Annotated in this window: 18 protein-coding genes and 1 riboswitch; of the genes, 16 read left to right on the plus strand and 2 right to left on the minus strand. The window is 71.6% G+C overall.

Translation table 11 applies throughout. The annotated features are described in order from the left end of the window. Window positions 1-271 precede the first annotated feature (271 nt). Window positions 272-1,174 (plus strand): squalene synthase HpnC, encoded by a 903-nt coding sequence (gene hpnC / locus IE255_RS13360; RefSeq protein ID WP_190050443.1) that lies wholly within the window; start codon window positions 272-274, stop codon window positions 1,172-1,174. After that, the gene (gene hpnD / locus IE255_RS13365; RefSeq protein ID WP_190050444.1) at window positions 1,171-2,121 is read left to right on the plus strand and encodes a presqualene diphosphate synthase HpnD; all 951 of its coding nucleotides are present in this window, start codon (window positions 1,171-1,173) and stop codon (window positions 2,119-2,121) included. Before hpnC ends, hpnD begins: the two co-directional genes overlap by 4 nt. Window positions 2,122-2,462: 341 nt before the next feature. Here hpnD and IE255_RS13370 read toward each other — a convergent pair whose 3' ends face one another. Then, window positions 2,463-2,609, minus strand: a complete 147-nt coding sequence (locus tag IE255_RS13370; protein WP_190050445.1) for a hypothetical protein — start codon at window positions 2,607-2,609, stop codon at window positions 2,463-2,465. On the opposite strand from IE255_RS13370, the gene IE255_RS40350 reads away from it, so the two are divergent. The 11 genes from IE255_RS40350 to IE255_RS13420 all read left to right on the plus strand — a co-directional run bounded on the left by IE255_RS40350 (window position 2,583) and on the right by IE255_RS13420 (window position 14,435). Then, window positions 2,583-2,741, plus strand: a complete 159-nt coding sequence (locus IE255_RS40350) for a DUF6380 family protein (protein ID WP_372487581.1) — start codon at window positions 2,583-2,585, stop codon at window positions 2,739-2,741. The two genes, IE255_RS13370 and IE255_RS40350, sit on opposite strands and share 27 nt — an antisense overlap. Next, on the plus strand, window positions 2,741-4,153 hold the full coding sequence (gene hpnE, locus IE255_RS13375; protein WP_190050446.1) for a hydroxysqualene dehydroxylase HpnE: 1,413 nt from the start codon (window positions 2,741-2,743) through the stop codon (window positions 4,151-4,153). The genes IE255_RS40350 and hpnE overlap by 1 nt, the downstream gene beginning before the upstream one ends. Before the next feature lie 65 nt (window positions 4,154-4,218). Then, complete coding sequence (locus IE255_RS13380; RefSeq protein WP_229906384.1) at window positions 4,219-5,286, plus strand: polyprenyl synthetase family protein; 1,068 nt, start codon at window positions 4,219-4,221, stop codon at window positions 5,284-5,286. A gap of 122 nt (window positions 5,287-5,408) precedes the next feature. Then, a complete protein-coding gene (gene shc / locus IE255_RS13385; protein ID WP_190050448.1) occupies window positions 5,409-7,436 on the plus strand; it encodes a squalene--hopene cyclase in 2,028 nt (675 codons plus the stop codon). Further along, entirely contained in the window at window positions 7,436-8,077 is a 642-nt protein-coding gene (locus IE255_RS13390) for a phosphorylase family protein (protein WP_190050449.1), read from the plus strand. The genes shc and IE255_RS13390 overlap by 1 nt, the downstream gene beginning before the upstream one ends. Before the next feature lie 5 nt (window positions 8,078-8,082). Next, complete coding sequence (gene hpnH / locus IE255_RS13395; protein WP_190050450.1) at window positions 8,083-9,105, plus strand: adenosyl-hopene transferase HpnH; 1,023 nt, start codon at window positions 8,083-8,085, stop codon at window positions 9,103-9,105. Window positions 9,106-9,109: 4 nt separating this feature from the next. Next, window positions 9,110-10,267, plus strand: a complete 1,158-nt coding sequence (gene ispG / locus IE255_RS13400) for a flavodoxin-dependent (E)-4-hydroxy-3-methylbut-2-enyl-diphosphate synthase (protein WP_190050451.1) — start codon at window positions 9,110-9,112, stop codon at window positions 10,265-10,267. Between the two features lie 28 nt (window positions 10,268-10,295). Continuing rightward, on the plus strand, window positions 10,296-12,191 hold the full coding sequence (dxs, locus tag IE255_RS13405) for a 1-deoxy-D-xylulose-5-phosphate synthase (RefSeq protein WP_190050452.1): 1,896 nt from the start codon (window positions 10,296-10,298) through the stop codon (window positions 12,189-12,191). Further along, entirely contained in the window at window positions 12,188-13,603 is a 1,416-nt protein-coding gene (locus tag IE255_RS13410; RefSeq protein ID WP_190050453.1) for an aspartate aminotransferase family protein, read from the plus strand. The genes dxs and IE255_RS13410 overlap by 4 nt, the downstream gene beginning before the upstream one ends. Window positions 13,604-13,674: 71 nt before the next feature. After that, entirely contained in the window at window positions 13,675-14,319 is a 645-nt protein-coding gene (locus tag IE255_RS13415) for a helix-turn-helix domain-containing protein (RefSeq protein WP_190050454.1), read from the plus strand. Continuing rightward, window positions 14,316-14,435, plus strand: a complete 120-nt coding sequence (locus IE255_RS13420; protein ID WP_190050455.1) for a DUF6126 family protein — start codon at window positions 14,316-14,318, stop codon at window positions 14,433-14,435. Before IE255_RS13415 ends, IE255_RS13420 begins: the two co-directional genes overlap by 4 nt. Window positions 14,436-14,442: 7 nt before the next feature. On the opposite strand, the gene IE255_RS13425 is transcribed toward IE255_RS13420, so the two are convergent. Next, window positions 14,443-15,240, minus strand: coding sequence for a tyrosine-protein phosphatase (locus IE255_RS13425; protein ID WP_190050456.1), 798 nt, complete (start codon window positions 15,238-15,240; stop codon window positions 14,443-14,445). 179 nt (window positions 15,241-15,419) lie between these two features. Here IE255_RS13425 and IE255_RS13430 point away from each other — a divergent pair, with 179 nt between their 5' ends. The 3 genes from IE255_RS13430 (at window position 15,420) to IE255_RS13440 (ending at window position 19,783) form a co-directional block, all read left to right on the plus strand. After that, window positions 15,420-17,495, plus strand: coding sequence for an alpha-galactosidase (locus IE255_RS13430; RefSeq protein ID WP_190050457.1), 2,076 nt, complete (start codon window positions 15,420-15,422; stop codon window positions 17,493-17,495). Window positions 17,496-17,812: 317 nt separating this feature from the next. Then, a riboswitch (cyclic di-AMP (ydaO/yuaA leader) is annotated at window positions 17,813-17,968 on the plus strand. A 4-nt stretch (window positions 17,969-17,972) separates the two neighbouring features. Continuing rightward, window positions 17,973-18,896: a M23 family metallopeptidase gene (locus IE255_RS13435; protein ID WP_190050458.1), complete on the plus strand. Its 924-nt coding sequence runs from the start codon at window positions 17,973-17,975 to the stop codon at window positions 18,894-18,896. A gap of 170 nt (window positions 18,897-19,066) precedes the next feature. Next, window positions 19,067-19,783: a DUF6250 domain-containing protein gene (locus IE255_RS13440; protein WP_190050459.1), complete on the plus strand. Its 717-nt coding sequence runs from the start codon at window positions 19,067-19,069 to the stop codon at window positions 19,781-19,783. The last annotated feature ends 87 nt before the right edge of the window (window positions 19,784-19,870 follow it).

Here is a 19,870-nt window from a genome sequence, read left to right on the forward strand (position 1 = left end):
TTGGAGCCAATCGGTGTGTTCTCGTGATGCGCGGGACACCCTGGGGAACCGCGTCGCGTTGTACAACGTAAGCTGGACCGGTCCCGAAACACGGCAATCAGGGCGATAATGCGCGACACCGCCCGTCGCACCGCCGTGCGGACGGCTGGGCGGCGTGTCCGAAATAGTGTGCATTGGGTCGGCAGTGTAGAACGGGAGATGTGACGGCAATGGCTACGGAAACTCCCCAGCTCCACGCAGCACGTGCCGTCCCCGCGCCGGGCAGTCGCCGGTGACGGGCACCGGCACGGCGCGCCCCCTGGACCCGGAGCGCGGCACCCTCGACAAGGCCGCGGGCGAGAACTTCCCGGTGGCCCCGTTCTTCCTGCCCCGGGCCTGGCGCGCCGACCTCATGGCCGTCTACGGCTTCGCCCGCCTGGTCGACGACATCGGCGACGGCGACCTGGCCCCCGGCGGCGCCGACGCGCGGCTGCTCGGCGTCTCCCCGCAGGAGGCCGAGGACCGGCTGGTCCTGCTGGACGCCTTCGAGGCCGACCTGCGCAGGGTCTTCGACGCCACCCCCCGCCACCCCCTGCTGCGCCGCCTCCAGCCGACCGTCCGCCGGTGCTCCCTGACCCCCGGGCCGTTCCTCGGCCTGATCGCCGCCAACCGCCAGGACCAGCTGGTCAGCCGCTACGAGACCTACGACGACCTGCTCGCCTACTGCGAGCTGTCCGCCAACCCCGTCGGCCGTCTCGTCCTCGCCGTCACCGGCACCTCGACGCCCGAGCGGATCCGCCGCTCCGACATGATCTGCACGGCCCTCCAGATCGTCGAGCACCTCCAGGACGTGGCCGAGGACCTCCGCCGCGACCGTGTTTACCTGCCCGCCACCGACATGAAGCGTTTTCAGGTCCAGGAGGCGGATCTCGCCACGGAATCCGCCGGAGCGTCGGTCCGTGCGCTGATTGCGTACGAAGCGCGAAGGGCCCTGGATCTCCTGAATGAAGGCGCCCCCCTGGTGGGTAGCGTCCACGGCAGGTTGAAGCTGCTGCTCGCAGGGTTCGTGGCGGGGGGAAGGGCGGCCGTCCGCGCGATCGCCGCCGCCGATTACGACGTACTTCCCGGCCCGCCCAAGCCTGGCAAGGTCCAGTTGCTGCGTGAGGTGGGCGTGACTCTGCGAGGAGAGGGGTGATCCGGACCGTGGAGTCGGAACCACACGCGTCCCCACCGGTACTCGCCGCCTACAGCTACTGCGAGGCCGTCACCGGGCGGCAGGCCCGTAACTTCGCCTACGGCATCCGGCTGCTGCCGACGCCCCAGCGCCGCGCGATGTCGGCGCTGTACGCGTTCTCGCGGCGGGTCGACGACATCGGCGACGGCGCGCTCGCCGACGACGTCAAGGTCGCCAGGCTGGAGGAGACCCGGGCGCTGCTCACCCGGATCCGCGAGGGCGGGATCGACGAGGACGACACCGACCCGGTGGCCGTCTCCCTCACGCACGCCGCCGGGCACTTCTCGATCCCGCTCGGCGGCCTCGACGAGCTCATCGACGGCGTCCTGATGGACGTCCGCGGCGAGACCTACGAGACCTGGGACGACCTGAAGGTGTACTGCCGCTGCGTGGCGGGCGCCATCGGGCGTCTCTCGCTCGGCGTGTTCGGCACGGAACCGGGGGCGCGCGGCGTGGACCGCGCGCCGGAGTATGCCGACACGCTCGGGCTCGCGCTCCAGCTCACCAACATCCTCCGGGACGTCCGTGAGGACGCCGTGGACGGGCGCACCTATCTGCCCGCCGACGATCTCGCCAAGTTCGGCTGCTCGGCCGGCTTCAGCGGACCGAAGCCACCCGAGGGCTCCGACTTCGCGGGCCTCGTGCACTTCGAAGTGCGACGGGCCCGCGCTCTTTTCGCCGAGGGCTACCGGCTGCTCCCCATGCTCGACCGGCGCAGCGGTGCCTGTGTCGCCGCGATGGCCGGCATCTACCGCCGCCTCCTCGACCGCATCGAGCGCGACCCGGAGGCCGTGCTGCGCGGCCGGGTCTCCCTCCCCGGCCGGGAGAAGGCGTACGTCGCCGTGCGCGGCCTGTCCGGCCTGGACGCCCGGCATGTGACCCGACGGACCGTCAGGAGGCGCGCGTGACGAACGAACCGGTCCACGGGAACGCCACCGCCGACCAGACTCACGCCCGCCGCTCGGGTGCGAGCCTGTGCCGCCAGGCACCGTCGACGAGCGCGACGCCACGCGCCCCGAAGGCGCGCCATGAGGCCGAGCCGGTGCACTCCCCGGTCCGTCGGCGGGGGCGAACTGTGGTGCGGGGTGTCGGGCAGGGTGTTTCCGACTGGGTGATCCCCTCAGCCGAGCGGGGCCACGGCGTTCCGCAGGCGCGCCATGAGGCCGAGCCGGTGCAGTCCGCGGTCCGCCGGCGGGGGCACACCGCGGTCCGAGGCGTCGGGCAGGGGGCTTCCGACTGCGTGACCCTCTCAGCCGAGCACGGTCACGGCGTTCCGCAGGCCCGCCATGAGGTCGAACCGGCGCTCTGCCCCGCCCGCCGGCGCAGGCGCGTCGCTGTCGTCGGCGTCGGGCCGGGTGGTCTCGCCCCCGTGGCCTCGGCGGCCGGGCGCGGTCACGACGCCCCTTCCGGCCACGCCGTCGGAGACAAGCGGCGGGCAACCCTCCGGCGTGGGCTCGCGTCCCTGACGGAGACGGTCGGTCGTGCGGCGTTCGAGGAGTACGGCCGCCGCGCAGGGGAGGGTGCGTGATGACCCACGGCACGCGGTCCCACGGGCCGGTCGCGGACGGACGGCACGCCGTCGTGGTGGGCGGCGGGCTCGCCGGTATCACCACCGCGCTCGCGCTCGCCGACGCCGGAGTGCGCGTCACCCTGCTGGAGGGCCGGCCGAGACTGGGCGGCCTGGCCTTCTCCTTCCAGCGCGGCGAGCTCACCATCGACAACGGACAGCACGTGTACCTGCGCTGCTGTACCGCCTACCGCTGGTTCCTCGACCGCATCGAGGGCGCGGAGCTGGCCCCGCTTCAGGACCGGCTCGACGTACCCGTCCTGGACGTCGCGCGGCCCGAGGGGCGCCGGCTCGGCAGGCTGCGGCGGGACGCGCTGCCCGTGCCCCTGCATCTGGGCCGCAGCCTCGCCACCTACCCGCACCTGTCGCTCGCCGACCGCGCCAAGGTGGGCCGGGCCGCGCTCGCGCTCAAGGGGCTCGACCTCGCCGACCCGGCCCTGGACACGCAGGACTTCGGCAGCTGGCTGGCCGCGCACGGCCAGTCGGCGCGCGCCGTCGAGGCCCTGTGGGACCTGGTCGGGGTCGCCACCCTCAACGCGGTCGCCTCCGACGCCTCCCTGGGGCTCGCCGCGATGGTGTTCAAGACCGGTCTGCTGTCCGACCCGGGCGCGGCCGACATCGGCTGGGCGCGTGTGCCGCTGGGCGAACTGCACGACCGGCTGGCCCGCAAGGCGCTCGACTCCGCGGGCGTCCGCACCGAGGTCCGTACACGCGTCACCGCCGTCTCCCACGATGTGAACGGACGGTGGAGGGTCGAGGTTCCCGGCGAGACGCTGGAAGCGGACGCGGTGGTGCTCGCCGTACCGCAGCGCGAGGCGCACGAACTGCTGCCCGAGGGCGCCCTCGACGCGCCGGAACGCCTCCTGCAGATCGGCACCGCGCCGATCCTCAACGTCCATGTGGTGTACGACCGGAAGGTGCTCGCCCGGCCGTTCTTCACCGCCCTCGGCAGCCCCGTGCAGTGGGTCTTCGACCGGACCGAGGCCTCCGGGCTGCGCGCGGGGCAGTACCTCGCCGTGTCGCAGTCGGCGGCCCAGGACGAGATCGACGAGCCCGTGGCGGCGCTGCGCGAGCGGTACCTGCCGGAGCTGGAGCGGCTGCTGCCGCCGGCCCGCGGCGCCGAAGTGAAGGACTTCTTCGTCACCCGGGAGCGCACCGCGACGTTCGCTCCCACCCCCGGCGTCGGCCGCCTCAGGCCCGGCGCCCGCACCAAGGCATCCGGCCTCTACCTGGCCGGAGCGTGGACCGCCACCGGGTGGCCCGCGACCATGGAGAGTGCGGTCCGCAGCGGTGTGAGCGCGGCGGACGCCGTGCTGGGCGCCCTGGGCCGGCCCCGCCCTCGCCACCTCTTCGAGTTCGAGGAGGCGGCGTGATGCCCGCTCGGCGCGGCGCGGCAGACGGCCCCCGCACCCCCGGTACCGCAACAAGAGGAGAGACTGTGCCCACTGTGCCCCCGGCCTCGAAGACTGCCGAGGCGGTGGACGTGACCGCGCTGCTGGAGCGCGGCCGGACCCTGGCCACACCGGTACTGCGGGCGGCCATCGACCGCCTGGCACCTCCCATGGACACTGTTGCCGCCTACCACTTCGGATGGATCGACGCCCAGGGCAGGCCCGCCGAGGGGGACGGCGGCAAGGCCGTGCGCCCCGCCCTCGCGGTGCTGTCCGCCGAGGTCATGTCAGCCGCCCCCGAGACCGGGATCCCCGGCGCCGTCGCCGTGGAACTCGTCCACAACTTCTCCCTCCTCCACGACGACCTCATGGACGGCGACGAACAGCGCCGCCACCGCGACACGGTCTGGAAGGTGCACGGCCCCGCCCAGGCCATCCTGGTCGGCGACGCCCTGTTCGCCCTCGCGGGCGAGGTGCTCCTCGAACTCGGCACCGTCGAGGCCGGCCGTGCCGCCCGCCGCCTGACCACCGCCACCCGCGCCCTGATCGACGGCCAGGCCCAGGACATCTCCTACGAGCACCGCGACCGCGTCAGCGTCGAGGAGTGCCTGGAGATGGAGGGCAACAAGACCGGCGCCCTGCTCGCCTGCGCCAGCTCCATCGGCGCGGTCCTCGGCGGCGCCGACGACCGCACCGCCGACACGCTGGAGAAGTACGGCTACCACCTCGGCCTCGCCTTCCAGGCCGTCGACGACCTGCTCGGCATCTGGGGCGACCCGGAGTCCACCGGCAAGCAGACCTGGAGCGACCTGCGCCAGCGCAAGAAGTCGCTGCCGGTCGTGGCCGCGCTCGCGGCGGGCGGCCCCGCCTCCGAGCGGCTCGGCGAGCTCCTCGCCGACGACGCCAAGAGCAGCGACTTCGAGAACTTCTCCGAGGAGGAGTTCGCGGCCCGCGCCGCCCTCATCGAGCAGGCGGGCGGCCGCGAGTGGACCGCCGACGAGGCGCGCCGTCAGCACACCATCGCCATCGAGGCCCTCGACGCCGTCGACATGCCCGACCGGGTGCGGGCGCAGTTCACGGCACTCGCGGACTTCGTCGTCGTACGAAAGAGATGATCACTATCGGTCGAATAGCCCTCGCGTAGTCGCCGGCCGGTGCCGCGGGTCTTCTCGTGACACCGGCCGACGGCGGACCCACAGCAGCTGCACGCCTTGCACCACTGCACGAAGGGGAAGCCATGACAGCGACGACCGACGGAAGCACCGGGGCCCTGCCGTCCCGCGCCGCCGCGGCCAGCGACACCGACATGCCCGCGGCGGCCGGAGTACCGCAAGCCGCCGCCCGCGCCGCACAGCGCGCCACCGACTTCCTGCTCTCCCACCAGGACGCCCAGGGCTGGTGGAAGGGCGATCTCGAGACCAACGTCACGATGGACGCCGAGGACCTGCTGCTCCGTCAGTTCCTGGGCATCCGCGACGAGAGGACCACCCAGGCCGCCGCGCTCTTCATCCGCGGCGAGCAGCGCGAGGACGGCACCTGGGGCACCTTCTACGGCGGCCCCGGCGAACTCTCCGCCACCATCGAGGCCTACGTCGCCCTCCGCCTGGCCGGCGACGCGCCCGACGCCCCGCACATGGCCAAGGCCTCCGCCTGGATCCGCGCGCGGGGCGGCATCGCCGCGGCCCGCGTGTTCACCCGGATCTGGCTGGCCCTGTTCGGCTGGTGGAAGTGGGAGGACCTGCCCGAACTCCCGCCGGAGCTCATCTTCTTCCCCAAGTGGGTGCCGCTCAACATCTATGACTTCGGCTGCTGGGCCCGGCAGACCATCGTCCCGCTGACGATCGTCTCCGCCAAGCGGCCGGTACGCCCCGCGCCCTTCCCGCTCGACGAGCTGCACACCGACCCGGACCGGCCGAACCCGCCCAAGCCCCTTGCCCCGCCGTTCAGGTGGGACGGGGCCTTCCAGCGGATGGACAAGGGCCTGCACGCCCTGCGCAAGGTCACCCCGCGCAGACTCCGCAGGGCCGCCATGAACAGCGCCGCCCGCTGGATCATCGAACGGCAGGAGAACGACGGCTGCTGGGGCGGCATCCAGCCCCCCGCCGTGTACTCGATCATCGCCCTGCACCTGCTGGGCTACGACCTCCAGCACCCCGTGATGCGCGAGGGGCTGGCCTCCCTGGACCGGTTCGCCGTGTGGCGCGAGGACGGGGCCCGAATGATCGAGGCGTGCCAGTCGCCCGTGTGGGACACCTGCCTGGCCGCGATCGCGCTCGTGGACGCCGGACTGCCCGCCGACCACCCGCAGTTGGTGAAGGCGGCCGACTGGATGCTGGGCGAGGAGATCGTCCGGCCCGGTGACTGGTCGGTGCGGCGGCCGGAACTGCCGCCCGGGGGCTGGGCGTTCGAGTTCCACAACGACAACTACCCCGACATCGACGACACCGCCGAGGTGATCCTCGCGCTGCGCCGGATCACGCACCACGACCCGGAGCGGGTGGACAAGGCCGTCGGGCGCGCCCTGCGCTGGACGCTCGGCATGCAGTCGAAGAACGGCGCCTGGGCCGCCTTCGACGTCGACAACACCAGCCCCTTCCCGAACCGGCTGCCGTTCTGCGACTTCGGCGAGGTCATCGACCCGCCCTCCGCCGACGTCACCGCGCACGTCGTCGAGATGCTCGCGGTGGAGGGCCTCGCCCACGACCCGCGCACCCGGCGCGGCATCGAGTGGCTGCTCGCCGAGCAGGAGCCGGACGGCTCGTGGTTCGGTCGCTGGGGCGTCAACTACGTCTACGGCACCGGGTCCGTCGTCCCCGCCCTGGTCGCCGCGGGCATCCCCGCCGCGCACCCGGCGATCCGGCGGGCGGTGGCCTGGCTGGAGTCGGTGCAGAACGACGACGGCGGCTGGGGCGAGGACCTGCGCTCCTACCAGGACGTCGAGGAGTGGAGCGGCAGGGGCGCCTCGACCGCGTCGCAGACGGCGTGGGCGCTGATGGCCCTGCTTGCGGCGGGCGAGCGGGACTCCAAGGCCGTCGAACGCGGCGTCGAGTGGCTCGCCGCGACTCAGCGGGAGGACGGCTCCTGGGACGAGCCGTACTTCACGGGGACCGGCTTCCCGTGGGACTTCTCGATCAACTACCACCTCTACCGGCAGGTGTTCCCGCTCACGGCGCTCGGCCGGTATCTGCACGGAGAGCCCTTCGCCGCGAAGCTCCGGGGGAGCGGTGAGGCCGGGAAGCCGCTCGCCGAGGCCAAGGGGAGTTGATGAGCGCACAGCCCGCCCCGGCCCCGCTGCTGATCGCCTGTGCGCTCGGCATCGAGCAACTCGCCCTGCGCGCGGGCGGCCGGGGCGGCGCCGACGGGCCGGTCACCGTGCTGCGCACGGGCATGGGTCCTGCGGCGGCCGAGCGGTCGGTCACGCGCGTGCTCGCCGACCCGGCCCTGTGCGACGCCGCCGTGCTGGCCACCGGCTTCTGCGCGGGGCTCGCGCCGGGCATGCACCCGGGGGACCTGGTCGTCGCCGAGGAGACCCGCGACCCGCGTGCCACGACCGCCTGCGTCGGGACCGACCTGCTGGTCAAGGAGCTGGTCCGGGCCGTGCCCGGGCGGACGGTGCACACCGGGCCGCTCACCGGCTCGGACCACGTCGTGCGCGGGCACGAACGGTCCGAGCTGCTCGCGACCGGCGCAATCGCGGTCGACATGGAGTCGGCGGCCACGCTCCTGAGCGCCGTGCGCGCGGGCGAGCGCCCGGTTGCGGCCGTCCGGGTGGTCGTGGACGCTCCTGAACATGAACTCGTCCGGATCGGCACGGTGCGCGGTGGAATATCAGCTTTCCGTGTCCTTCGCTCCGTCCTTCCCGCTTTCTTCGAATGGCACCGTTCCTTGCTGCTCCCCAGGAGGTGAGCCAGATGGCCATGCCGCTCCGACAGTCCATCAAGGTCGCTACATACTTGGCTGAACAGAAGCTCCGCCGGCGCGACAAGTTTCCGCTGATCGTCGAGTTGGAGCCGCTCTTCGCCTGCAACCTCAAGTGCGAGGGGTGCGGCAAGATCCAGCATCCGGCCGGGGTGCTCAAACAGCGGATGCCCGTCGCCCAGGCCGTGGGGGCGGTCATGGAGTCAGGTGCCCCGATGGTGTCCATCGCCGGTGGCGAACCGCTGATGCATCCGCAGATCGACGAGATCGTGCGGCAGCTGGTGGCCAAGCGGAAGTACGTCTTCCTGTGCACCAACGCCATGCTGCTGCGCAAGAAGATGGACCAGTTCAAGCCCTCCCCCTACTTCGCCTTCGCGGTGCACATCGACGGGCTGCGCGAGCGGCACGACGAGTCGGTGGCCAAGGAGGGCGTGTTCGACGAGGCCGTGGAGGCCATCAAGGAGGCCAAGCGGCGCGGCTTCCGGGTCACCACCAACTCGACCTTCTTCAACACCGACACCCCGCAGACCATCATCGAGGTGCTGAACTTCCTCAACGACGACCTCCAGGTCGACGAGATGATGATCTCGCCCGCCTACGCCTACGAGAAGGCCCCCGACCAGGAGCACTTCCTCGGCGTGGAGCAGACCCGCGAGCTGTTCAAGAAGGCCTTCGCCGGCGGCAACCGGCGGCGCTGGCGGCTCAACCACTCCCCGCTCTTCCTGGACTTCCTGGAGGGCAAGGTCGACTTCCCGTGCACCGCCTGGGCGATCCCGAACTACTCGCTCTTCGGCTGGCAGCGCCCCTGCTACCTGATGAGCGACGGGTACGTGCCGACGTACCGGGAGCTGGTCGAGGAGACCGACTGGGACAAGTACGGCCGCGGCAAGGACCCGCGCTGCGCCAACTGCATGGCGCACTGCGGCTACGAGCCCACCGCCGTCCTCGCCACCATGGGATCGCTGAAGGAGTCCCTGCGCGCCATGCGCGAGACGGTCTCCGGAAACCGGGAGTGACGCCATGACCGCCATCCCGCTGGGCGTCCCCGAGGTGCCGGTCCGGCCGATCGCGGAGCGGCGCGCCTCGCGCCGGATCCAGGTCGGTCCGGTGCCGGTCGGGGGCGGCGCCCCGGTGTCGGTGCAGTCGATGACGACGACCCGTACGTCGGACATCGGCGCCACCTTGCAGCAGATCGCCGAACTCACCGCGTCCGGCTGCCAGATCGTCCGGGTCGCCTGCCCCACGCAGGACGACGCCGACGCGCTCGCGACCATCGCGCGCAAGTCGCAGATCCCGGTGATCGCGGACATCCACTTCCAGCCGAAGTACGTGTTCGCGGCCATCGAGGCGGGCTGCGCCGCCGTCCGCGTCAACCCCGGCAACATCAAGCAGTTCGACGACCGGGTCAAGGAGATCGCGCAGGCCGCCAAGGACCACGGCACCCCGATCCGGATCGGTGTCAACGCCGGGTCGCTGGACCGGCGGCTGCTCCAGAAGTACGGCAAGGCGACCCCGGAGGCGCTCGTGGAGAGCGCGCTGTGGGAGGCGTCCCTGTTCGAGGAGCACGACTTCCGGGACATCAAGATCTCCGTCAAGCACAACGACCCGGTCGTGATGATCGAGGCGTACCGGCAGCTCGCCGAGCAGTGCGACTACCCGCTGCACCTGGGAGTCACGGAGGCCGGGCCGGCGTTCCAGGGCACGATCAAGTCGGCCGTCGCCTTCGGCGCGCTGCTCTCGCGGGGCATCGGCGACACGATCCGGGTGTCGCTGTCCGCGCCGCCGGCCGAGGAGGTCAAGGTCGGCATCCAGATCCTGGAGTCGCTGGGGCTCCGGCAGCGCCGACTGGAGATCGTCTCCTGCCCCTCCTGCGGACGCGCCCAGGTGGATGTCTACAAGCTCGCGGACGAGGTCACGGCCGGACTCGAGGGCATGGAAGTGCCGTTGCGGGTCGCCGTCATGGGGTGTGTGGTCAACGGACCCGGCGAGGCGCGGGAGGCCGATCTGGGGGTGGCCTCCGGCAACGGCAAGGGGCAGATCTTCGTCAAGGGCGAGGTCATCAAGACCGTCCCCGAGTCGAAGATCGTCGAGACGCTGATCGAAGAGGCGATGAAGCTCGCCGAACAGATGGAGCAGGACGGCGTGGGGTCGGGGGAGCCGGCCGTCACCGTGAGCTGAAGAGCACGGAACCGAAGGGGGCCCGATCGTGACGATTCTGGAGACCATCCGGGGACCACGCGACCTGAAGGCGCTGTCCGAGGCGGAACTCGGCGAACTGTCCGACGAGATCAGGGAGTTCCTGGTGCACGCGGTCGCCAGGACCGGAGGTCACCTGGGGCCGAACCTGGGGGTGGTGGAGCTCACCGTCGCCCTGCACCGGGTCTTCGAGTCGCCGGTCGACCGCATCCTGTGGGACACCGGCCACCAGAGCTACGTCCACAAGCTGCTGACCGGCCGCCAGGACTTCTCCAAGCTGCGCGGCAAGGGCGGCCTGTCCGGCTACCCCTCGCGCGAGGAGTCCGAGCACGACGTCATCGAGAACAGCCACGCCTCCACGGCGCTCGGCTGGGCCGACGGGCTCGCCAAGGCCCGCCAGGTGCAGGGGGAGAAGGGCCATGTCGTCGCGGTCATCGGCGACGGCGCCCTGACCGGCGGCATGGCCTGGGAGGCGCTGAACAACATCGCCGCCGCCAAGAACCGCCCGCTGATCATCGTCGTCAACGACAACGAACGCTCCTACGCCCCGACCATCGGCGGCCTCGCCAACCACCTCGCGACCCTGCGCACCACCGACGGCTACGAGCGGGTCCTGGCCTGGGGCAAGGAGGTGCTCCAGGCCACGCCCCTGGTCGGCAACACCCTCTACGAGGCCCTGCACGGCGCGAAGAAGGGCTTCAAGGACGCGTTCGCCCCGCAGGGCCTCTTCGAGGACCTGGGCCTGAAGTACGTCGGGCCGATCGACGGGCACGACATCGGGGCCGTGGAATCCGCGCTGCGGCGCGCGAAACGCTTCCACGGCCCGGTCCTCGTCCACTGCCTCACGGAGAAGGGCCGCGGCTACGAACCCGCCCTCGCCCACGAGGAGGACCACTTCCACACCGTCGGCGTGATGGACCCGCTGACCTGCGTGCCGCTGTCGCCGGCCGGCGGCCCCTCCTGGACCTCGGTGTTCGGCGACGAGATCGTGCGGATCGGGGAGGAGCGGGAGGACGTGGTGGCGATAACCGCCGCCATGCTGCATCCGGTCGGCCTCGGCAGGTTCGCCGAGCGGTTCCCGGACCGGGTGTGGGACGTCGGCATCGCCGAGCAGCACGCGGCCGTGTCCGCGGCGGGCCTGGCGACGGGCGGCCTGCACCCGGTCGTCGCCGTCTACGCCACCTTCCTCAACCGCGCCATCGACCAGCTCCTCATGGACGTGGCCCTGCACCGCTGCGGGGTGACCTTCGTCCTGGACCGGGCCGGCGTCACCGGCGTCGACGGGGCGTCCCACAACGGCATGTGGGACATGTCCGTCCTCCAGGTCGTCCCCGGCCTCAGGATCGCCGCGCCGCGCGACGCCGACCAGCTGCGGGCCCAGCTGCGCGAGGCGGTCGCCGTGGACGACGCGCCGACGCTGCTGCGCTTCCCGAAGGAGTCCGTCGGCCCGGCGGTCCCGGCGGTCGACCGGGTGGGCGGACTGGACGTCCTGCACCGTTCTGAGGAGCCGCAGGTTCTCCTGGTGGCCGTGGGCGTGATGGCGCCCGTCTGCCTCCAGGCCGCCGAGCTGCTCGAAGCCCGCGGCATCGGCTGCACGGTCGTCGACCCCCGCTGGGTCAAGCCCGTCGACCCGGCCCTGCCCGGGCTCGCCGCCGCACACCGCCTGGTCGCCGTCGTCGAGGACAACAGCCGGGCGGCCGGGGTCGGCTCGGCCGTGGCGCTGGCCCTCGGCGACGCCGACGTCGACGTGCCCGTACGGCGGTTCGGCATCCCCGAGCAGTTCCTCGCGCACGCCAAGCGCGCGGAGGTGCTCGCCGACATCGGCCTGACACCCGTCGAGATCGCCGGGCGGATCAGCGCGAGCCTGACCGTCAAGGAAGAGCTGTCCAAGGAGCCACAGGAATGACAACCGCCGAGTCCGCGTCGGAGTCGTCGCAGGCCGGGGAGTTCGACCTCGGCAAGCTGCTGGCCGAGCGCGGAGCCGAGCGCTACGAGCTGCACACCCGGTACCTCAACCACCAGCTCCCGCGCATGCTGCACACCATCGGCTTCGACAAGGTCTACGAGCGCGCCGAGGGCGCCTACTTCTACGACGCGGACGGCGACGACTACCTGGACATGCTCGCCGGCTTCGGGGTGATGGGGCTGGGCCGCCACCACCCCGTGATCCGCAAGGCGCTGCACGACGTCCTCGACGCGGGCCTCGCCGACCTCACCCGGTTCGACTGCCAGCCGCTGCCCGGCCTGCTGGCCGAGAAGCTGCTCGCGCACAGCCCCCACCTGGACCGGGTGTTCTTCGGCAACAGCGGCACGGAGGCCGTCGAGGGAGCGCTGAAGTTCGCCCGGTTCGTCACCGGCCGGCCCAGGATCCTGTACTGCGCGCACGCCTTCCACGGCCTGACCACCGGCTCCCTCTCCGTGAACGGCGAGTCCGGCTTCCGCGACGGCTTCGCCCCGCTGCTGCCCGACACGGCCGTACCCCTCGGCGATCTCGACGCGCTGGAGCGGGAGCTGAGGAAGGGCGACGTCGCCGCCCTGATCGTCGAGCCCATCCAGGGCAAGGGCGTACTGGAGGCCCCGCCCGGCTATCTGCGCGCCGCCCAGGAGCTGCTGCACCGGCACAAGGCGCTGCTCATCGCCGACGAGGTGCAGACGGGCCTCGGCCGGACCGGCGACTTCTACGCCTACCAGCACGAGGACGGTGTGGAGCCCGACCTGGTGTGCGTGGCCAAGGCGCTCTCCGGCGGCTATGTGCCGGTCGGCGCCACGCTCGGCAAGGACTGGATCTTCAAGAAGGTCTACTCGTCCATGGACCGGGTGCTGGTCCACTCGGCGAGCTTCGGATCGAACGCGCAGGCCATGGCGGCGGGCCTGGCGGTGCTGTCGGTGATGGAGAACGAGCAGATCGTCGCAGGCGTCCGGGCCACCGGCGAACAGCTCCGGTCCCGGCTCGCGGCGCTGACGGACAAGTACGAGATGCTCGCCGAGGTCCGCGGCCGGGGCCTGATGATCGGCATCGAGTTCGGCCGGCCGAAGTCGCTGAAGCTGCGCAGCCGCTGGGCCATGCTCCAGGCAGCGCGCAAGGGACTGTTCGCGCAGATGGTCGTCGTGCCGCTGCTCCAGAAGCACCGGATCCTCACCCAGGTCTCCGGCGACCACATGGAGGTGATCAAGCTGATCCCGCCGCTGATCATCGGCGAGCGGGAGGTGGACCGGTTCGTCGACGCCTTCACGGCCGTGATGGACGACGCGCACAACGGCGGTCTGGTGTGGGACTTCGGGAAGACGCTCGTCAAGCAGGCGGTGGCCAACCGGTAGCACTTGAGCCAGGTTTTTGCCTCAGAGGCAAGAAATTTGCCGCTGGGGCAAGGCTCCGGCTGAATGGAGGCATGAGCTCCTCCGAGAGCGAGCGGCCCTCCGGGGCCGACTCGCCGGCTGAACCGGCGGCCGGTGCGCTGCCCGCCGTCGCGCCGCAGCTGCGGGCGCTGCGGCGCCAGGCCTCCCTGACGCTGGAGGCCGCGGCCCGCGCCGCCGGGCTGTCGCCCGCCCATCTGTCCCGTCTGGAGACCGGGCAGCGCCAGCCCTCGCTGCCGATGCTGCTCGCGCTCGCCCGTGTCTACGGTACGACCGTCTCCGAGCTGCTCGGTGAGACGGTCGCGGGCCGGGACGCCGTCGTCCGCGCCGCCGACATGGAACCGACCGCGGCGGGCGGCTGGACCTACTGGCAGGCCGGTGCCTCCGGGCGCGGGATGCAGGCCTTGCGGGTCCACGTCCCGTACGGCTCCCAGGGCGACATCGTGCGCGTCCACCCGGGCGAGGAATGGCTCCATGTGCTGCGCGGCCGGCTGCGGCTGCGCCTCGGGGACACCGCGCACCGGCTGTCCCCCGGCGACAGCGCCCACTTCGACTCGCTCACCCCGCACCGGATCGCCGCCGAGGACCACGACGGCGTCGAGCTGCTCTTCGTCCACACCCTGCTGCAGAGCCCCACGGCCGCCCTGTGCCTGGGCCGCACCCCTGGAGAGACGCCATGAGCGACATGGAGGAGAAGTTCCCGCGCGCCCTGTGGGTGCGGCTGTTCGTCTACCTCGTGATGGGGCACGTCTTCGCCGCGTTCGTGTACTTCCTGTTCGAGGCCGGGGCCCGCTAGCCCGCCCTCAGTCGAGCAGCCGCTCGCGCAGGCGCTCCCGGGTCTCCGGAGCGAGTCCGAGGCCCTTCTCCAGGTAGGCGTCGACGCCGCCCCAGGTCTCCTCGATGGTGTCGAAAGCCGCCGCCAGGTACTCGGCGCGCGCGTCGAACAGGGGGCTGAGCAGCTCCATGACCTCGGGGGAGTAGGCCGAGGCGTGGGAGCTGCTGCGGTGCACCTTGTAGCGGCGGTGCCGGGCGTTCGACTTCAGGTAGTCCTCGACGATCGCCTCGTGCTCGACGCCCAGGGCGAGCAGCGTCACCGCGATGGACAGGCCCGCGCGGTCCTTGCCCGCCGCGCAGTGCATCAGCGCGGGGACGCTGTCCTCGGCGAGCGCGTGCAGCACCTGGGAGTGCTCGGCCGTGCGGTTGCTGATGATCATGCGGTAGGAGGCGATCATGCGGTCCGCGCCCTTGCCGTCCGAGAGGATCGCGCGCAGCTGGTCCAGGTCGCCGTCGCGGACCATCTTCCAGAACTCGGCGCCGTCGGCCGGGTCGCTCAGCGGCAGGTTCACATTGCGCACGCCCGGCAGCTCGACGTCCGGTCCTTCGAGCTTCTGGTCGGCCTCGTTGCGGAAGTCGAAGATCGTATGCAGGCCCAGGGCGGTCAGGAAGGCGGCGTCCTCCCCGGTCGCGTGCGCGAGGTGGCCGCTGCGGAACAGGACCCCCTGCCGCACCCGTCGTCCGTCCACGGTCGGCAGTCCGCCCACATCGCGGAAGTTGCGCACTCCGGCCAGCTCGGGCTCGGTCGACGGGACCTGCTGCGTCACGAGGGCTCCTCCCCTTCGGCGCCGCCGGCGCGGCTCGTCGACGGGCATCACTCGACGATACGACATGCCTGCGGGCGCCCATGAGTTGTCCACAGGCGTTGCCCGGAAGCCCCGCAGCCCTCGATGATGTTGCCGCCTGGTCGACCCTGGTCGGGCTTGTTCGAATCTGTGAGGCCTTGATGCTGGACATCTCCGAAGACGGTCGTACGTGGGTCCTCTCCGGGCCGGCCAGCAGCTACGCCGTCCATGTCACCGACCGGGACGAGCTGCTGCACCTCCACTGGGGCCCCCGGATCGCCCTCGCCGACGCCGAGGCCCTCGCCGTCCGGCCGCTGCCGGACTACTGGCCCTTCGAGTCCCCGCTCGACGGGCGCGAGGAGTACCCGGTCGAGGGCGGCCCCCGTTTCGCCCGGCCCGCCCTGTCCGTGCGCACCCCGGAGCGGCGCGGCACCGAGTGGGCCTACGAGGGGCATGACGCCGAGGACGGCGAGCTGCGGCTCCGGTTCCGCGACGGCGACCTGGCCGTCACGCTGCACTACCGGATGCGTTCCTCGTCGGACGTCGTCGAGCGCTGGGTGACCCTGGACAACCGGGGCCCGGCCGTCGAGGTGCTGCGCGCCGACTCCGCCACCTGGACCCTGCCCGACCGCGACACCTGGCGGCTGTCGCAGCTGCACGGCCGCTGGGGTGCCGAGTCCCGGCTGACGCGCTCCGCGCTCACCCACGGCGAGAAGGTCATCGGCAGCCGCCGCGGCCACACCTCCCACCAGCACCTGCCGTGGGTCGCGCTCGACACCGACGCGACCGAGGAGCGCGGCGAGGTCTACGGCTGCGCCCTGGGCTGGTCCGGCTCCTGGCGGATCGCCGTGGCCCAACTCCCGGACGCGCGCGTGCAGATCACCGGCGGCGCCGGCTACGACGACTCGGGCCTGCTGATGCTGGGCACGGGGGAGTCGTACACGACCCCCGTCTTCGCCGGGCTCTGGACCGACGGCGGCTTCGGCGGGGCGAGCCGGGCCTGGCACGCCTACCAGCGGGCCTATGTGATCCCGGACGCCGATCAGGACCGGCCGGTGCTGTTCAACTCCTGGGAGGCCACCGAGTTCGACATCTCTGAGGAGCAGCAGCGGGCGCTGGCCGAGCGGGCCGCCGCCATGGGCGTCGAGCTGTTCGTGGTCGACGACGGCTGGTTCGGGGCGCGCACCAGCGACCGGGCCGGGCTCGGCGACTGGACCCCCAACCCCGACCGCTTCCCCGGCGGGCTCAGGCCGCTCGCCGACCATGTGCACGGCCTCGGCATGCAGTTCGGGATCTGGGTCGAGCCCGAGATGGTGAACCCGGACAGCGACCTGTACCGCGCCCACCCCGACTGGGTGCAGTACCAACCGGGACGAAAGCGGACGGAGTTCCGCAATCAGCTCGTACTCAACCTCGCCCGGGAGGACGTCCAGGAGTACCTGTGGGAGCAGCTCCACGGGCTCCTGTCCAGCGCCCCGATCGATTACGTCAAGTGGGACTTCAACCGCTGCTTCACCGACGCGGGCTGGCCGGACGACCCCTACCCCCAGCGGCTCTGGGTCGACCACGTGCACGCCCTGTACGCCCTGCTGGACCGGCTGCGGGCCGCCCACCCGGGCGTCGCCTTCGAGTCCTGCTCGGGCGGCGGCGGCCGGATCGACCTGGGGGTGCTGAGCCGTACGGACCAGGTGTGGACCTCGGACAACACCGACCCGCTCGACCGGCTCGCCATCCAGCACGGCTTCAGCCAGATCCACCCCGCGCGCGTGATGGCCGCCTGGGTCACCGACAGCCCGAACGCCATGCTCAACCACCGGGCCAGCTCCCTGCGGTTCCGGTTCGTCAGCGCCATGGCCGGGGTGCTCGGGGTCGGCGGCGACCTCACGCGGTGGACGGAGGAGGAACTCGCGGAGGCGCGGGAGTGGGTGGGGCTCTACAAGGAGATCCGGCCCGTGGTGCAGCGCGGCGACCTCTACCGGCTGCGGCCCCCGGAGGGCGGCCTGAGCGCGGTGCAGTACGTCCTCGGCGACGAGACCGTCGTCCTCGCCTGGCTCCAGGCGCAGCGCTACGGCGAGCCCGTGCCGGCGCTCCGCCTGCGCGGCCTCGACCCGACAGCTATGTACGAATGCCCCGAAACGGGCGAAGTTCACCGGGGTGCCGTGCTCCTGCACCACGGGCTGCGGGTCGGTCTCCGGGGAGACCTGGACGCCACCGTCGTCCGCCTTAAGCGTAAGTAGCCGTTTCTGTCCGAATAGGTCGCTTAAGCCGTTTCGCCATAACGTGCCCCGATCGTAAAGGGGATGTGGTCGGGGTGCGTGACCATCGTCATAGTCGTGACGATGTGTTGTTGCCATGTGCACGTAATTCTCGCGTTATTCAGGGCGATTGAGGAAAGTGGGAGATCGGTAATCCACGCTCGGTGACGGGAAATGTGGCGGCGCGTCAAGAAAAACGCCCTCACAGGCAACCGCAAGCTTGTCCCGTTGCGTCTTGCTCGCTTACGTTCCACACCAATCCGGACGGACGCCTAATCCTGCCGCCGCCCGGAGCCCGCACACACTGACCCGACGTACGGCAGGAGCGGGGGACCCACAGGTACGACGCCTGTTCCGGTTCCCGGAACAGGCTTGGGGTTAAGCCGCGCCTCGGCGCGGCCGGGCATCTCCAGCCCGCACCCGACAGCTCACCTCGCAGGCGACGGAGAGGAATTCGCCATGCCCGCGAAGGGTAAGCACCGCCGCCCGAAGACCCAGCGTTTCACCCGGTCCATCGCCGTCGCCGGAACCGGCGGGGCCGCTCTCGCCCTTCCCCTCATGGGGGCCGCCGGCGCCCACGCCGCCACCCCGCAGTCGGCCCCGGAAAAGGCCGTCCAGTCCGCTCCGGCCGCTGAGAAGAAGGCCCCCGAAAAGGCCACGGAAGCCCGCACCTACACGGTGAAGGCCGGCGACTATCTGGCGAAGATCGCCGACGAGCAGAACGTCAGCGGCGGCTGGAAGAAGCTCTACTCGGACAACCGCGACGCCGTCGGCGACGACCCGTCGCTGATCCACCCCGGCCTGAAGCTCTCCCTCGGCGAGAAGGCGGCGACGAGCGCGCCCAAGGCGCCGTCCGCGCCGAAGGCCTCGGCCGAGAAGCCGACGAAGAAGTCCTCTTCCGCCGAGTCGTCCGCGAAGGCGGAGGCCGCGCCGAAGCCGGCCGCCGCCCAGCCGGCCGCCGAGAGCAACGCCGGCGGCTACACCTCCCCGGTGGACGGTGCCACCGTCGGTACCCCGTACCGCATGTCCGGCAGCATGTGGTCCAGCGGCTACCACACCGGCGTCGACTTCGTCGTCCCGACCGGCACCTCCCTCAAGGCCGTCGGCGCGGGCACGGTCGTCTCCGCCGGCTGGGGCGGCGCGTACGGCAACCAGGTCGTCATCAAGCTCAGCGACGGCCACTACGCCCAGTACGCCCACCTGTCCCAGCTCTCCGTCTCGGCCGGCCAGAGCGTGAGCGCCGGGCAGCAGATCGGCCTGTCGGGTGCGACCGGCAACGTCACCGGCCCGCACCTGCACTTCGAGATCCGCACCTCGCCGGACTACGGCTCGGACATCGACCCGGTCGCCTTCCTGCGCTCGCACGGCGTCTCCGTCGGCTGACCGACCGCACGACCACCTGCCTGACACGCAACCGTAGGCCGGACCCCGATCCCCGGGTCCGGCCTACGGCGTGTGTCCGCCGGCCGTCCCCAAGGGATCGACAGCGCACGGCAGTTGGGACACAGTGATCCCGTCGTGAGTGCAAGCGCTTTCTGAAGGAGCTGTGTCCCGTGCCGACCACCCGCAGAACGTTCGGAGCCCTGGCCGCCGGAGCCGCGCTGGCGGCCCTCGCCCCGACGGCGGCCGCGAACACCGCGCCCCGTCACCGCCGGCTCATCGCCCACGACGACTTCCGCCACGGCCTCCGCCGCTGGGCGACCGAACTCCAGGACGGCGGCACCGTCACCGCCTCTCGCGGAGTCCTGGAGATCGACGTGCCGAGCGGCGCGACCGTCTGGTACCGGCAGCGGCTCGAAGGGCCGTACCTCCTCGCGTACACGGCCACCGCCGTCTCCGAGGGCGGCGTCAACGACCGGGTCTCGGACCTCAACAACTTCTGGAACGCGACCGACGTACGCTCCCCGGACGACCTCTTCGCGACGCCCCGCGGCGGTGCCCTCGACGAGTACGACCACCTCACGACGTACTACGCCGGGTACGGCGCCAACTACAACACCACGACCCGGCTGCGCCGTTACGTCGGCGAGCCCGGCGTCCGCCCCCTGGTCTACGACTACACCGAGCCGCTGCTCGTCCCGAACGAGCCGAACCGGGTCCGGATCGTCTCCGACGGCTCCACGGTCAGGTGGTGGAACAACGGGCGGCTCGTCTTCGACTACACCGACCCGCAGCCGTACACGAGCGGGCACTTCGCCTTCCGGACCGTGTGGAGCCACTTCCGGATCAGGGACTTCCGAGTCTGGCGGCTTGCCCCGGAACATCCCTGACAAGCGGCCTATTCCGGAGTTGGCGAACACTTTGGGAGTGGCTTATCTCACCGCCCGTCAACCCTTGCCTACGGTCGCGTAGGTCAC

This window comes from Streptomyces lomondensis (assembly GCF_014651035.1).
Classification (GTDB): domain Bacteria; phylum Actinomycetota; class Actinomycetes; order Streptomycetales; family Streptomycetaceae; genus Streptomyces; species Streptomyces lomondensis.